We start from the raw sequence: 13567 nt of genomic DNA, 5'->3' as shown, positions 1-13567 counted from the left end.
CCGGCCTGATCCGAACCAGGGCGCTAGCGCAGGCGGGCGACGCGCCACACGGCGAGGACGGCGACTGCGGCCACCACGACCGCGTACGCGCCGACGACCCGCCAGTCCGGGCGCCGGCCCGATCCCCGGGCCGGGAATCCGGGCCAGGTGTAGCCGACGCGGCGCGCGGCCATCATTCCCCAGCCGGCGGCGCAGGAGCTGATCAGCAGCCCCAGCATCGCCACGACGGCCCCGCCGTCCCCGAACTCGAAGAAGAGCGGGAAGGCGAACATCAGGGAGCCGATCGCGGAGAGCATCACAATGGGCGCGAGCTGCCACAGGCGCAGGCGGCGCTGCGGGCGCAGCTCCACCTCGACCTCGGCGCCCGCGATCTGCGATGCGAGCTCCTCGGCCGTGGGGCCGTCGGCGATCACACCGTCCGGGGTCGCGTCCGGTCCGTCAGGGCTCAGCTGTTCCCCGCCGGGTGCGGTGTCACGAGGGCCGGCCTCCATCGCCACGCGCCCTCCCACTTCGGACTCCACTGGTCGATCGATGGTCGATGATGGCACGCTCCCAGGGGCCGCGATGACGGCCGGAGCGTCCCGATGCCATCACGTGATCAGGCTGTAACCGGTCGTTCGATCAACGTCATTGCCCGGGCCGGGAGTTCCCCGCGTTCGGCCGCCTCGCCGCTGAGCCAGTGGACGCGCGGATCGCGCCGGAACCACGAGTCCTGACGGCGCGCGAAGCGCTTGGTGGCGCGGACGGTCTCGGCACGCGCCTCGTCCTCGGTGCACTCCCCGGCCAGCGCGGCGAGCACCTGCTGGTAGCCGAGCGCGCGCGACGCCGTGCGCCCTTCCCGCAGGCCGCGCGCCTCCAGGGTGCGCACCTCGTCCACGAGCCCGGCGTCCCACATGCGGTCGACGCGGGTCGCGATGCGCTCGTCGAGTTCGGGGCGCGCCACGTCCACGCCGATCTGGACGGTGTCGTAGACGGACTCGTGTCCGGGCAGGTTGGCCGTGAAGGGCTTGCCTGTGATCTCGATGACTTCGAGGGCCCGGACGATGCGTCGGCCGTTGCCCGGCAGGATCGCCTTGGCGGCCCCGGGGTCGCAGACGGCGAGGCGGGCGTGCAGGGCGCCGGAGCCGCGCAGGGCGAGCTCCTCCTCCAGGCGCGCGCGCACCTCGGGGTCGGTGCCCGGGAACTCCAGGTGATCCACCGCTCCGCGGACGTAGAGGCCGGATCCGCCGACCAGGACGGGCCAGCGTCCCGCGGCGAGGAGCCGGTCGATCTCGGCGCGGGCGAGCCTCTGGTACTCCGCGACGCTGGCCGCCTCGGTGACGTCCCAGATGTCCAGGAGGTGGTGCGCAACCCCGCCGCGCTCCTCGGGCGTCAGTTTGGCGGTGCCGATGTCCATCCCCCGGTAGAGCTGCATGGAGTCGGCGTTGACGACCTCGCCGCCCAGTTCTCTGGCGAGAAAAACGCCCAGATCGGACTTTCCGGCCGCAGTGGGACCGACGACGGCGATGACCCGCGGAGCGGGAGCTGCACTACTCACCGCCCCAGTCTCGCAAACCTCGGGGCCTCTTCCCGAACGAGCTACGTGACGCCACAGGTCCGGGGTCGTTCCCTGTTGCGAGGTTCCGACCGCCGGTTCCGAGTGCCTCAGACCCGGGCGACGCAATCGGACGCACCGGGCGACGCGGGATTTCGCCCGCACGAGTAACGTATGGAGTTGAAATGGGCGTTTTTGCCAGGTTTCGCAGGAAGTCGAAGGACGCGGAGGAGGCGTCAGCCACCGAGGCGCAGGCCGCCCCTGTGACGGCCGGACCCGAGGCCGAGGACTCCTCCTCCGGGACTGAAGACTCCCCCTCCGGGACTTCCGAGGCTGCCGACACCTCCGCGGCCACCGACGCCGTGAAGCCTGAGGCATCCACGGAGGCTGCCGATACCCCCGACTCCGCCGCGGCGGAGCCCGTGGAAATCCCCCAGCAGCAGTCCGCGGAGCAGGCCGCCGACAGCGAGGCCGGTGAGGGCGCCCGCAAGTAGTCCCACGCGAGCGAAGGTGAACCCATGGGCATCCTGGACACGTTGAAAGCCAAGCTCAGCAAGGACAAGGTCGCGGACCTCGCGCAGCAGCACGGGGACAAGATCGACCAGGGCATGGACAGGGCCGCGAAGACGGCCGACGAGAAGACCCAGGGCAAGTACAGCGACCAGATCCAGACGGGCACCAGCAAGGCCAAGGACGCCATGGACCGCCTCGGGCAGCCGGGTCAGGACAAGGGCGGCAGCTCGGGCGGCGGCGCCACACCGCCGTCACCTCCCGCCTCCTGAGGCGCGCGGTACCAGCACACTGCGGACGGCCGCGGAGCCTTTCACGGCTCCGCGGCCGTCGCCGTTCGTCGGTGTTCTGGCTGTTCGTAGGTGGTCTCGCCGTTCGTCCGTGGTCTCGCCGTTCGCCCGTGGTCTCGCCGTTCGTCGCCAGGTGCTCGTCTACGACCAGCCGGCGACGAAGTAGCCCACTCCGTAGGGAGCGTCCTCGTACAGGACGCTCCCGATCCGGTCCTCGTCGGCAGCCGCCGTGAGGATCTGCCACGGGGAGCGGCCGGAGATCTTGAGTTCGCGGGCGAGGTCCGCGTCGAGGGCCGCGAAGAATCCGTCGCGGTCGCCGTTGCCCAGGGCCTGCGCGATCGACGCGTCGACCCCTTCTGCACGGTCGTCCAGGTAGCCGGGCGCCTTGACGCTGCGGCAGGCCGTGCCGTCGCCCATCACGAGGAGTCCTACGCGCGCGGCGCGCGCCGCGAGGCGCACGCCGTCCTCGCGGTTGGCCGGCCAGGACCTGTCGCCCTCGGCCTCGAAGCCCTCCACAGGGCCGGTCCACCCGGCCCGGTCGAGCAGCCAGGCGCCCACTGTGAGGGACAGGGGCAGCCGGTGCGCCGGTGCCTCGGAGTCGGCAGCCGCGCCCAGGCGGACCTCGCGGTCGACACCGAACGGCTGGAAACCGCCCCTGGCGCCCTGCTTGTGCGTACGGGTGGCGGGCCCTTCGCCGACGGCCACGATCAGGTCGGGCCGGGCGGCCAGGACCGCGCGGACGGCCTCGTCGCAGGCCGCGCGCGCAGCCTCCAGCTCGGGGGCCGCGCCCACGGCGACCTCGGGTACGAGCAGGGGCGGGCAGGGGCAGACGGCGGCGGCGACAAGCATGATCGGCAGCCTACTGCGCGGCACGTGGCCCGCAGGGAGTGGTGCCGTCAGTTGACGGCGCAGCCTCCCGTAGCCGCCGGCAGCGGGGCCGGGACGCCCACCGAGGGCAGGCCGAGCATGACGCCCTGTTTCTGCTGGGGCTCCGCGTTCCGCTTCTCCCAGGCGTCACCCGCGCGCGTGCGGCGCACTTCGAGCACGTCGCCCTCGGCGAGCAGGTGGTGCGGGGCCGCGTACGTGATCTCGACGGTGACGACGTCACCGGGGCGCACCTCGGCGTCCGGCTTGGTGAAGTGCACCAGGCGGTTGTCGGGGGCGCGGCCGGACAGGCGGTGCGTGGCGCCGTCCTTGCGGCCCTCGCCCTCGGCGACCATCAGCTCCAGGGTGCGGCCGACCTGCTTCTTGTTCTCGTCCCAGGAGATCTCCTCCTGGAGCTCGACCAGGCGCATGTAGCGCTCCTGGACGACCTCCTTGGGGATCTGGCCCTCCATGGTCGCCGCCGGGGTCCCGGGGCGCTTGGAGTACTGGAAGGTGAAGGCATTCGCGAAGCGGGCCTCGCGGACCGCGTGCATGGTCTGCTCGAAGTCCTCCTCGGTCTCGCCGGGGAAGCCCACGATGATGTCGGTGGAGATGGCGGCGTGCGGGATCGCGGCGCGCACCTTCTCGATGATCCCGAGGTAGCGTTCCTGCCGGTAGGAACGGCGCATCGACTTCAGGACGGTGTCCGAGCCGGACTGCATCGGCATGTGCAGCTGCGGCATCACGTTCGGCGTCTCGGCCATGGCCGCGATCACGTCGTCCGTGAAGTCGCGGGGGTGCGGGGAGGTGAACCGCACCCGCTCCAGGCCCTCGATCTTCCCGCAGGCGCGCAGGAGCTTGCTGAAGGCCTCGCGGTCGCCGATGTCCGAGCCGTACGCGTTCACGTTCTGGCCGAGCAGCGTGATCTCGCTGACGCCCTCGCCGACGAGCGCCTCGATCTCGGCGAGGATGTCGCCCGTCCTGCGGTCCTTCTCCTTGCCGCGCAAGGCGGGCACGATGCAGAAGGTGCAGGTGTTGTTGCAGCCTACGGAGATGGAGACCCAGGCCGCGTACGCGCTCTCGCGGCGCGTGGGCAGCGTCGAGGGGAACGCCTCCAGGGACTCGGCGATCTCGACCTGCGCCTCCTCCTGGACGCGGGCGCGCTCCAGGAGGACGGGCAGCTTGCCGATGTTGTGCGTGCCGAAGACGACATCCACCCACGGGGCCCGCTGCACGATGGTGTCGCGGTCCTTCTGCGCGAGGCAGCCGCCGACGGCGATCTGCATGCCGGGCCGCTTCGTCTTCATCGGCGCCAGGCGGCCGAGATTGCCGTACAGCCTGTTGTCCGCGTTCTCGCGGACGGCGCACGTGTTGAAGACGACGACATCGGCATCACCGTCGGCGCCCTCGGGCGCACGGACGTATCCGGCATCCTCAAGGAGGCCGGAGAGCCGCTCGGAGTCGTGGACGTTCATCTGGCACCCGTAGGTGCGCACCTCGTAGGTCTTCGCGCTCATCTCGCACACCAGGGTACGGGGTCACCACGCGCGCGTGCCCCGGTGTTCCCTGACCTCGGCCCTGGTCCTCACGGTGAGTGAAATGGCAGGATCGCCCGCATGCTCAAGGCCCTCCCCCGTGTCAGCAGGCGCCGAGCCCTGGAGGGCTCGGCCGCCGCCCTCGTCGTCCTCGGGCTGCTCCTGTGGTGGCTGCTGCCGCTGGACGACGGGACACCGGGGGGCAGCGTGACGTTCAGTACGGGCCAGCGGACCGGCGTGTACGAGCGCTACGGCAAGCTCCTCAAGACCGCGCTCGGCCACGACCTGCCGGACCTCGATGTGCGCCTGACGAACAGCGAGGGGTCCCAGGAGAACGTCGAACGGGTCGCCACGGGGAAGGCCGATTTCACGATCGCGGCCGCCGACGCCGTGGAGAAGTACAAGCTTCAGGGCGGCGCCGGAGGGGACCGGCTGCGTGGCTGTGCCCGCCTGTACGACGACTACGTGCAGCTGGTCGTGCCCCGCTCGTCGTCGATCAGGGCGGTCCAGGACCTGCGCGGCCGCAAGGTCGCCGTGGGCGGCAGGGGCTCCGGGGTCCGGCTCATCGCGGAGCGCGTGGCAAAGGCGGCCGGGCTCGACCTGGAGAGGGACATGAAGCCCGTCTCCACAGGGATCGACGGCATGCCCCAGGCGCTCGAGAACGGCGACATCGACGCCTTCTTCTGGTCGGGCGGCCTGCCGACGAACCATGTGCGCAAGTTGTCCGAGAACTACCCCATCCGTCTCGTCGAGCTCGGCAACCTCGTCGACGCACTGCACCAGCAGGGCGGGGCGTCCCGCTACTACCGGGCCGCCGTGATGCCCGCGGACGCCTATCCGGACGCGCAGCAGGGTGCCTCGGTGCCCACGCTGGCCGTGGCGAATCTGCTGGTGACCACGGACCGTGCCGACCCCCGCCTGACGGAGGCGCTGACGCGCACGGTGATAGACAGCCGCGACCACATCGGCACACAGGTGCACGCGGCGCAGCTCGTGGACCTGCGGACGGCGCTCTACACGGATCCGCTGGCGCTGCACGAGGGCGCCCGCCGCTACTACCGCTCGGTGAAGCCGTAGGGCCCCTGGCTCGCCGCCTCAGCCTTCCCGGTGGGTCCGGGGCACCGCCACCGTCACGCACAGCCCGTGGGGCTCGTGAGGGGCGTACGTGATGGAGCCGCCGCCGGCCGCGAGCAGCGCCCGCGAGATGGACAGGCCGAGGCCAGATCCCTTGACGTTCTGATGGCCGGCGCTGCGCCAGAACCGGTCTCCGATCCGCGCGAGTTCGTCCTCGCGCAGGCCCGGACCCCGGTCCGCGACGACGATCTCGGTGGACTCTCCGTTACGGGCGACGCAGACCTTCACCTCCTCGCCGGAGGGGGTGAACTTCAGGGCGTTGTCGATCACAGCGTCCAGGGCGCTCGACAGCGTCACGGGGTCCGCCCACCCGGTGACCGCGGGGCAGTCCGCGGTCAGCCGTACGCCCTTCTCGTCGGCTACCGGCCGCCAGGCGCCCACGCGTTCGGTCACCAGCTCGCCGATGTCCGTGAGCCGCAGATCCGCCTCGGTGTGCTCGGCGAGGGCCAGGTCGAGCAGGTCGTCGAGGACCGAGGCGAGCCGCTTGCCCTCCGTGCGCACGGAGGCGATCTCCTCGTTCCCCTCGGGCAGTTCGAAAGCCAGGAGCTCGATGCGCAGGAGCAGGGCGGCGAGCGGATTGCGCAGTTGGTGCGAGGCGTCGGCGACGAAGGCGCGCTGCTGCTCCAGGACGTCCTCGACGTTGTCGGCCATCTCGTTGAACGACCGGGCCAGGCGCTGGAGTTCCGGCGGTCCCCCGGTCGGGGCGACGCGGGACTTCAGGCGTCCGGTCGCGATGTCGTGGGTGGTCGCGTCGAGGACCCGCACGGGCCGCAGGACCCAGCCCGTGAGCCGCAGGGCCGCGCCGACGGCCAGAAGCATCGCGGCCGCCTCGCCCGCCGCGATGAGCAGCCACCCGTGAAGCGTCTTGGAGCGCATCTTGCCGGTGGGCGAGTCGGTGACGACGACCGCGACGACATCGCCGTCGCTGATGACCGGTGACGCGACGACGAGCCGGCCGCGCTTCCAGGGCCACACCTGCTGCGGGTCGTGGCTGCCGCGCGAGAACAGGGCCTCGTCGAAGGCCTCGCGCACGGCTCCGTCGCGGGGCAGCTGCCAGTCGTCCGGGGCACGCCCCATGGGGTCACTGTTGCGGTAGAAGACGCCCGCGCGGATCCCGTACACCTCGTAGTAGCGCGTGAGTTCGTTCTGCAGGGTCTGCTGGCGCTCGTCCGTGACGCGTACGCGGGAGCCCGTCGAGCGCTTGGTGACGAACTGGGCCAGCGCGGCAAAGCGTGCCGTGTCGTCGATGCGGTCGATGACGACCTTCTGCTGCTGCGCGGCCGCCACGCTCACGGCGAGCGGGAAGCCGAGCGCGAGCAGCACGCCCGCCATCAGGACGATGAGCAGCGGGAGGAGGCGAGCGCGCACCCGCGGCCTCTAGGCGGCCGGTGCGACGAGCCGGTACCCGACGCCGCGCACGGTCTCGATGAGGGCGGGCATGCGCAGCTTGGAGCGCAGGGACGCGACATGCACCTCCAGCGTGCGGCCCGTCCCCTCCCAACTGGTGCGCCAGACCTCGCTGATGATCTGTTCCCGGCGGAACACCACCCCGGGGCGCTGCGCGAGAAGCGCCAGGAGGTCGAACTCCTTGCGGGTCAGTTGGACAACCGAACCGTCCACGCTGACCTGGCGGGTGGGCAGTTCGATGTGCACGGACCCGAGCCGCAGTCCGTCCTCGGCCGGCGCGGAGGACTCGTCCGGCACACTGCGCCGGCTGACCGCGTGGATCCGGGCGAGCAGCTCCCCGGTGTCGTACGGCTTGACCACGTAGTCGTCGGCACCGAGGTTGAGGCCGTGGATGCGGGAGCGTACGTCCGAGCGCGCGGTCACCATGATCACGGGTGTCGACGTGCGCTTGCGGATCTTGCCGCACACCTCGTAGCCGTCCTGGTCGGGCAGGCCGAGATCGAGGAGTACGACTCCGAAGGCGTCCGCCTCGGGGACGAGCGCCCGGAGCGCTTCCTCGCCGCTACGGGCGTGCGCCACTTCGAAGCCGTGCCGGGCGAGGACCGCCGACAGAGCAGCGGCGACATGGTCGTCGTCCTCGACGAGAAGCAGTCTCATCACGGCCCCCTTCGGTTCATCGGTCGTTCGGCCCCGGCACGCCGGCAGGCGTTATCCGTGCACGCGCGTGCGGCACACCAGGGCATCCACTCCGATACATAAGGACGCCGTCAAGAGCGTTCCGGTTACGGGCGCCTTCCGTTATCCAGCCGGTACGCGCGGAGCCACCCTCTTCACGCATCGTGGCCGGTTGAAGCCGGATCGTTATGCTCAAGTTCCCCTCAGATGTAATGACGCTGGTCGTACGGCATTACTACTGTCCTCCCAACCGAGGAGGATGGAGCAAGACCCCGATGACCGATGTATCGGTGACCAAGGACGCCATTCCCGCGGCCGACGAGCTGGTCGTGCTGAACCAAGTCAACAAGCACTTCGGCGCGCTGCACGTGCTCCAGGACATCGACCTGACCATCGCGCGTGGTGAGGTCGTCGTCGTCATCGGACCCTCGGGCTCCGGCAAGTCGACGCTGTGCCGCACGATCAACCGCCTGGAGACCGTCGACACGGGTGACATCACGATCGACGGCAAGCCGCTGCCCCAGGAGGGCAAGGAGCTGGCCCGCCTCCGCGCGGACGTGGGCATGGTCTTCCAGTCCTTCAACCTCTTCGCGCACAAGACCGTGCTCGAGAACGTGGTGCTGGGGCAGATCAAGGTCCGCAAGGCGGACAAGAAGTCGGCCGAGGCCAAGGCGCGCACCCTGCTCGACCGGGTGGGCGTGGGCACGCAGGCGGACAAGTACCCCGCGCAGCTCTCCGGCGGGCAGCAGCAACGCGTCGCCATCGCACGGGCGTTGGCGATGGACCCCAAGATCATGCTCTTCGACGAGCCGACGTCGGCCCTCGACCCGGAGATGATCAACGAGGTCCTCGAGGTCATGCAGCAGCTCGCCCGCGACGGCATGACGATGATCGTCGTCACGCACGAGATGGGCTTCGCGCGCTCGGCGGCCAACCGCGTGGTCTTCATGGCGGACGGACGGATCGTCGAAGAGGCCACCCCCGACCAGTTCTTCAGCAACCCGCGCAGCGACCGGGCCAAGGACTTCCTGTCGAAGATCCTGCACCACTGACGCCGACGCACGGGCGTCCGACTTTCCCACGGCCGAATTCTGCCGACACGAAGGATATTCACCATGAAGCTCCGCAAGTCCGCCGCTGCGGCGGCCACTGTCGCCGTGCTCGCCCTCGCCGCCACCGCGTGTGGCGGAGACTCCGGCAACGCCGGTGACAAGCCCGCCGGCGGTGCCGGCGGCAAGGACCAGCCGAAGCTGCCCACGTACACGGTCGCCTCGGGCGTGAAGCTGGACTCCGCGACGCTGAAGCGGGCTCAGAAGGCCGGAAAGATCGTCATCGGCGCCAAGAACGACCAGCCCTACCTCGGCTTCCAGGACACCGACGGCAAGCGCTCCGGCTTCGACATCGAGATCGCCAAGATGGTCGCCGCCGACCTCGGCTTCAAGCCGTCGCAGATCGAGTTCAAGACGATCGACTCGAACGTCCGTGAGACGACCATCTCCAAGGGCGAGGTCGACCTCTACGTCGGCACGTACACGATCAACGACGAGCGCAAGAAGCAGGTCGGTTTCGCCGGCCCGTACTTCATGGCCGGCGCCGACCTCCTCGTCCGCGGCGACGAGAAGGGCATCACGGGCCCGGACTCCGTCAAGGGCAAGACGGTCTGCTCCATCAAGGGCTCGACCCCGCTCCAGGAGATCAAGAAGGCCAAGTACGGCGCCAAGACCGTCGAGCTCTCCAAGTACTCCGAGTGCGTGCAGCAGCTGCTCAACAACGAGGTCGACGCCGTCACCACCGACGACGCGATCCTCAAGGGCTACGCCGCCCAGCGTCCGGGCAAGCTGAAGGTCGTCGGCAAGCCGTTCACCGAGGAGCCGTACGGCGTCGGCATGAACAAGGACGACAAGGCACTGCGCGAGGCCGTCTCGAACGCCATCGAGGCGCACGAGAAGAACGGCGACTACAAGAAGGCGTACGACGCGACGCTCGGCCTGTCCAAGTCCGCGTACACCGCGCCGCCGGCGCTCGAGCGCTACTGACGCGCTGACGGTGCGGGCCACGGCCCGCACCGTACGACCCCCCGGCAGTGACCTGCCCGCCACGGGCGCAACCGCACAGTGCGCCCGTGGCACGGCCCGCGCTGCCTGTCCGCCGCCGCCCACGAGGACATCCCCGTGAACGTATTGCTCGACCATCTCGCGGAATTCCGCGAGGGGTTCATAGGCACCGTCCTGCTGACCCTGGCCAGCGGGCTCCTCGCGATGGTCCTGGGTGTCATCATCGCCGGGTTCCGTGTCTCACCCGTGCCCCCGCTGCGCTTCTTCGGCACCGCCTGGGTCACGCTCTTCAGGAACACCCCGCTGACCCTGCTCTTCCTTGTGGCGTGGTTCGTCGTTCCGGTCATCTTCATGCCGGGCCTCAGCCCGTGGGCCAAGGCCCTCATGGCGCTGGGCTTCTACACCTCGGCGTTCGTGTGCGAGGCCGTCCGGTCCGGCATCAGCACGGTGCCGCTGGGACAGGCCGAGGCCGCCCGCTCCATCGGGATGACGTTCTTCCAGACGCTGCGCCTGATCATCCTTCCTCAGGCCACCCGGACCGTCCTGCCGCCGCTCAGCTCGATCTTCATCGCGCTGACGAAGAACTCGGCGATCGCGGGCGCGTTCAGCGTCACCGAGCTGTTCGGCGTACAGAAGCTGCTGAGCGACCAGGGCTTCGCCATCGCCTGGATCTTCCTCTGGGTGGCTCTCGGCTACCTGGTCATCACCTTCACCATCAGCGGTCTCTTCCGGCTGCTCGAGCGGCGCATGGGGGTCGCACGATGAGTTCGAGCGTCCTGTACGACGCACCGGGCCCCAAGGCCCGGGTGCGCAACCGCATCTACACGGTCGTCGGCTCCCTGGCCGTGCTCGGCCTGATCGCGTTCACCCTCTACCGGATGAACGTCAAGGGGCAGCTGGAGCCCGAGGTCTGGAACATCTTCAACAACGCCGGTGTGCGGACCAGCATCCGCGACGGCGTACTCACCACGCTGAAGGTGTTCGCCGTCGCCGGTGTGCTCTCCCTGGTGCTCGGCCTGCTCCTGGCCGTCGCGCGCCTGTCCGAGCACAAGACGGTCCGCTGGGCGGCCACGGGCTTCATCGAACTGTTCCGCGCGATCCCGCTGCTGATCACGATCTACGCCCTGTGGTTCCTGTTCCTGACCTACAAGACCAGCCTCGGCGTCGTCGGCGACAACACCGCCTTCTGGGCGCTCGTCATCGGTCTGACCGTCTACAACGGCTGCGTGCAGGCCGAGGTGATCCGGGCGGGCGTCAACGCCGTGCCGCGCGGACAGGTGGAAGCCGCGTACGCGCTGGGGCTGCGCAAGTCGCAGGTCATGACGATGCTGCTGCTGCCGCAGGCCGTGCGCTCCATGCTGCCGACGATGATCAGCCAGCTCGTGGTGACTCTCAAGGACACGTCGCTCGGCTACATCATCACGTACAGCGAGCTGCTGTTCGCGGCCCGCACGATGGCCAGCAACATCATCGTCAACGGCGAGAACCCGATCACCGCGGTGGTCATCGTCGTCGGCGCGATCTACGTGGCGCTGTGTCTGGCCCTGGCCGGGCTCGCCACCTGGATCGAGCGGCGCGGCCGGCGCGCGAAGACCGGTATCGCGGTGGCGGCCGCCACCGAGCCCTCCGTCGTGGACGGGACCGACTGAGCCGCTCTGCAGAAGAACTGACGAGATGTGAGCAAACGGAGGCAGTGGCGTGATCGCCGCTGCCTCCGTCACTTGACGCAAGCACCCGCAATGGGTTGCATACGTTCTGTGATCGCGCACCCCGCTCCAACTGCCCTTTCTTGTACGCCTCCCACAGCACTCCTTGGGGCAGGAGGAGCCGCGCCGTGGACCCGGTGATCGTCGTCGGCGCCGGCCCTGTCGGGCTCACGCTCTCCCTCGCCCTCGCCCGCCACGGGGTGCCCTCCGTCGTGCTCGACGAGGGCCCTGGCAAGGACGAACAGCGCCCCGCACGGACCGTGATCCTCCGCGAGGACACCGCAGCCCTCGTGGAGCGGCTCGCCCGGACGTCCTTCGACGCGACGGGCACGCGCTGGACCGGCTGGCGCTCCCTGCGGCGCAAACAGGTGATGCGGGAGCTCACCTTCGGTGAGCAGATGCTCTCTCCGCTGCATGTGGCCCAGCACGAGCTGACGGGCGCCTTGCGGGAGGCCGCCGCCGACGAGCGGCTCATCAAGGTCGCCGTGAACAGCCGCCTCGACTCGATCGAGCAGGAGAGCGGCGCACTGACCGCGCACACCCGCGGCCCGAAGGGCACCTGGTGGCGCGGGAGCTTCCTGGTGGGCTGCGACGGTCCACGCTCCACGGTCCGCAAGCTGCTCGACATCCGCTTCCCAGGCCGCACGTCCGTCGAGCGACACGCCGTCGCCGCGCTGCGCACGGAGCTTCCCTGGCCCGGCGAGGCGTTGCTTCATCGGAGCCTTCCCTGGCGGACGTCGGGCCCGTCCGGCGGGGAGGTCGTCGCCCGCCCCCTCGCCGACGGCGTCTGGCGCCTCGACTGGCTGCTGCCGCCCCGCAGCGAGCTGGTGACGCCCGACATCCTGGTGACCCGCATCCGGGAGACGCTGGCCGGCTGGTGTGCCGGCTCGACACCGCCGTACGAGCTGCTGGACACGGGGGTGCACACGGTTCACCACCGCCTGGCCCGGCGGTGGCGGGTCGGCCGGGTCTTCCTCGCCGGTGACGCGGCGCACCTGCTCGGCGCGCTCGGCACGCAGGGCCTCGACGAGGGCCTGCGGGACGCGGACAACCTCGCCTGGAAACTGGCCCTCGCCTGGCACGAGGGCCCGCACGAGGCGCTCCTCGACAGCTATCAGGCCGAGCGCCGCGCGGTCGTCGCGGGCCGGCTGCGCGCCGCCGACCAGGCGCTGCCGATACTGCGGGGCGGCAAAGGGCTGCGCTCGTACGTCGCCGGAACCACGCGCGGCCATGATGTGCTGCTCACGGACGGTCACCTGGGGCACGGGGCGCTGGGAGCACCGGGGGCGTACGCCGAGTCGCCGCTGGCGCCGGAGCCCTGCGAAGCGGAGGTCGACGTGGGTACGGCTCCGAGCGCGCCTGTCCGGGACGTGCGGGTCACGGCGCCCGACGGATCCTTCGTCCGGCTGCGGGAGCGGCTCGGCCTCGGGCGCCTGCTCGTCGTTCTGATCGCGCCGGGCACCGGTGTGTGGGAGCGGCGGCACTGGGTCTCGGCCGGGGTGATGCCACGGCTCGCGGCCGCCGTCACGGCGCTGCCGCACGAGGCGGAGCTGCTCGTCGCGGAGAGTTACCCGGGCGCCCCGGCGCACTCCGTGCTGCTTGTGCGCCCGGACGGCCACCTGGTCACGGCCCTGAGCGGGGTGCATCCCGCACAGCTGTACGCGGCCGCGCGAGCCGCGCTCGGGGGGCCCGTGGAGAACGGCGCGAAGGCCGGGAGCGCCGCCGGAACGAGTTGACCGACCCCCTCCGCCATGGTGTACTCCGGAGCGTGACCGACACCGATGTGCGCCTGTGGCGGAGGGTCCATATGGACCTCGTCCGCTATGTGGGCTGCGTGTGTCGCCCGTCCTGCTGAATT

14 protein-coding genes are annotated in these 13567 nt (G+C 70.4%); 8 read left to right on the top strand and 6 right to left on the bottom strand.

Annotated features, from left to right (window positions below):
* Nucleotides 1–23 precede the first annotated feature (23 nt).
* Together ACWIGU_RS33205 and miaA are read right to left on the bottom strand one after the other, a co-directional pair.
* Nucleotides 24–491, bottom strand: a complete 468-nt coding sequence (locus ACWIGU_RS33205; protein WP_454405534.1) for a hypothetical protein — start codon at nt 489–491, stop codon at nt 24–26.
* 107 nt (nt 492–598) lie between these two features.
* Complete coding sequence (gene miaA, locus ACWIGU_RS33200; protein ID WP_454405375.1) at nt 599–1537, bottom strand: tRNA (adenosine(37)-N6)-dimethylallyltransferase MiaA; 939 nt, start codon at nt 1535–1537, stop codon at nt 599–601.
* 182 nt (nt 1538–1719) lie between these two features.
* Here miaA and ACWIGU_RS33195 point away from each other — a divergent pair, with 182 nt between their 5' ends.
* Nucleotides 1720–2028 (top strand): hypothetical protein, encoded by a 309-nt coding sequence (locus ACWIGU_RS33195; protein ID WP_454405374.1) that lies wholly within the window; start codon nt 1720–1722, stop codon nt 2026–2028.
* Between the two features lie 24 nt (nt 2029–2052).
* Complete coding sequence (locus ACWIGU_RS33190) at nt 2053–2316, top strand: antitoxin (RefSeq protein WP_454405372.1); 264 nt, start codon at nt 2053–2055, stop codon at nt 2314–2316.
* 159 nt (nt 2317–2475) lie between these two features.
* Here ACWIGU_RS33190 and ACWIGU_RS33185 read toward each other — a convergent pair whose 3' ends face one another.
* Nucleotides 2476–3183 (bottom strand): class III extradiol dioxygenase subunit B-like domain-containing protein, encoded by a 708-nt coding sequence (locus ACWIGU_RS33185; RefSeq protein WP_454405370.1) that lies wholly within the window; start codon nt 3181–3183, stop codon nt 2476–2478.
* 47 nt (nt 3184–3230) lie between these two features.
* On the bottom strand, nt 3231–4715 hold the full coding sequence (gene miaB, locus ACWIGU_RS33180) for a tRNA (N6-isopentenyl adenosine(37)-C2)-methylthiotransferase MiaB (RefSeq protein ID WP_383094920.1): 1485 nt from the start codon (nt 4713–4715) through the stop codon (nt 3231–3233).
* 99 nt (nt 4716–4814) lie between these two features.
* Between miaB and ACWIGU_RS33175 the strand changes: the two genes are divergently transcribed.
* Nucleotides 4815–5810 (top strand): TAXI family TRAP transporter solute-binding subunit, encoded by a 996-nt coding sequence (locus tag ACWIGU_RS33175; RefSeq protein ID WP_454405368.1) that lies wholly within the window; start codon nt 4815–4817, stop codon nt 5808–5810.
* Nucleotides 5811–5828: 18 nt separating this feature from the next.
* Here ACWIGU_RS33175 and ACWIGU_RS33170 read toward each other — a convergent pair whose 3' ends face one another.
* Nucleotides 5829–7235, bottom strand: a complete 1407-nt coding sequence (locus ACWIGU_RS33170; RefSeq protein WP_454405367.1) for a sensor histidine kinase — start codon at nt 7233–7235, stop codon at nt 5829–5831.
* A gap of 9 nt (nt 7236–7244) precedes the next feature.
* On the bottom strand, nt 7245–7931 hold the full coding sequence (locus tag ACWIGU_RS33165) for a response regulator transcription factor (RefSeq protein ID WP_454405366.1): 687 nt from the start codon (nt 7929–7931) through the stop codon (nt 7245–7247).
* Nucleotides 7932–8224: 293 nt separating this feature from the next.
* Here ACWIGU_RS33165 and ACWIGU_RS33160 point away from each other — a divergent pair, with 293 nt between their 5' ends.
* The 5 genes from ACWIGU_RS33160 to ACWIGU_RS33140 all read left to right on the top strand — a co-directional run bounded on the left by ACWIGU_RS33160 (nt 8225) and on the right by ACWIGU_RS33140 (nt 13445).
* A complete protein-coding gene (locus ACWIGU_RS33160) occupies nt 8225–9001 on the top strand; it encodes an amino acid ABC transporter ATP-binding protein (protein ID WP_454405365.1) in 777 nt (258 codons plus the stop codon).
* Between the two features lie 63 nt (nt 9002–9064).
* Nucleotides 9065–9985, top strand: coding sequence for a glutamate ABC transporter substrate-binding protein (locus tag ACWIGU_RS33155; RefSeq protein WP_454405363.1), 921 nt, complete (start codon nt 9065–9067; stop codon nt 9983–9985).
* Nucleotides 9986–10120: 135 nt separating this feature from the next.
* Nucleotides 10121–10768 carry an amino acid ABC transporter permease gene (locus ACWIGU_RS33150; RefSeq protein WP_116509108.1) on the top strand — a complete coding sequence of 216 codons (648 nt, stop codon included), beginning with the start codon at nt 10121–10123 and terminating at the stop codon, nt 10766–10768.
* The gene (locus tag ACWIGU_RS33145) at nt 10765–11652 is read left to right on the top strand and encodes an amino acid ABC transporter permease (protein WP_454405362.1); all 888 of its coding nucleotides are present in this window, start codon (nt 10765–10767) and stop codon (nt 11650–11652) included. Before ACWIGU_RS33150 ends, ACWIGU_RS33145 begins: the two co-directional genes overlap by 4 nt.
* Nucleotides 11653–11837: 185 nt before the next feature.
* Nucleotides 11838–13445 carry an FAD-dependent monooxygenase gene (locus ACWIGU_RS33140; RefSeq protein WP_454405360.1) on the top strand — a complete coding sequence of 536 codons (1608 nt, stop codon included), beginning with the start codon at nt 11838–11840 and terminating at the stop codon, nt 13443–13445.
* Nucleotides 13446–13567: the final 122 nt, after the last annotated feature.

Source organism: Streptomyces sp. NPDC055400 (assembly GCF_053644375.1).
Note: the sequence above shows the minus strand (reverse complement) of the source record. Positions and strands in the feature narration are given on the sequence as shown.